This is a genomic window from Curtobacterium sp. MCBA15_005 (genome assembly GCF_001864855.1).
Taxonomy (GTDB): domain Bacteria; phylum Actinomycetota; class Actinomycetes; order Actinomycetales; family Microbacteriaceae; genus Curtobacterium; species Curtobacterium flaccumfaciens.
Genome location: NZ_MJGL01000008.1, coordinates 137,810 through 138,445, shown reverse-complemented (window position 1 = coordinate 138,445; position 636 = coordinate 137,810). Strand labels below are relative to the sequence as shown.

Annotated in this window: 1 protein-coding gene; it reads right to left on the bottom strand. The window is 73.6% G+C overall.

Going from position 1 to position 636, the window contains the following annotated elements; translation table 11 throughout:
- Nucleotides 1-33 precede the first annotated feature (33 nt).
- On the bottom strand, nucleotides 34-636 hold a 603-nt coding region (locus tag BIU89_RS06630), incomplete at its 5' end, for a 6-phosphofructokinase (RefSeq protein WP_175474982.1).

Sequence of the window (636 nt, the reverse complement as noted above, 5' to 3'; positions counted from 1 at the left end):
CCCCGCCCCGACCCCAGCCCCGCCCCGCCCCACTCAGCCGAACATGATGGCGGCCTCGTCGAACCGCGCCTGCGGCACGGTCTTGAGCTCGCCGAGCGCCTCCTCGAACGAGACGTGCTCGATCTCGGTACCCCGGAGCGCCACCATCCGGCCCCAGCGCTCCTCGACGACCGAGTCGATCGCCGCCAGCCCGAGCCGGGTCGACAGCACCCGGTCGTACGCGGTCGGCGTGCCACCGCGCTGGATGTGCCCCAGGGTCGTGGCCCGCGTCTCGATGCCCGTCATCTCCTCGATGAGCGGCGCGAGGCGCTCGCCGATGCCACCGAGCCGCGGGCGCCCGAAGGCGTCGAGCCCGCGCTCCGTGTGCGCCGTGTCCTCGTGGTCGGGGACGAAGCCCTCGGCCACCACCACGAGCGGTGCGCGACCGCGGTCGTAGGCGGCCCGCACCCACTTCGCGATCTGTTCCATGCTCGTCTTCTGCTCGGGGATGAGGATCGCGTGCGCGCCCGCGGCCATGCCGGAGTGCAGCGCGATCCAGCCCACGTGCCGGCCCATCACCTCGGCGACCATGCAGCGCGAGTGCGACTCACCGGTGGTGCGCAGGCGGTCCATCGCCTCGGTCGCGATGGCGACGGC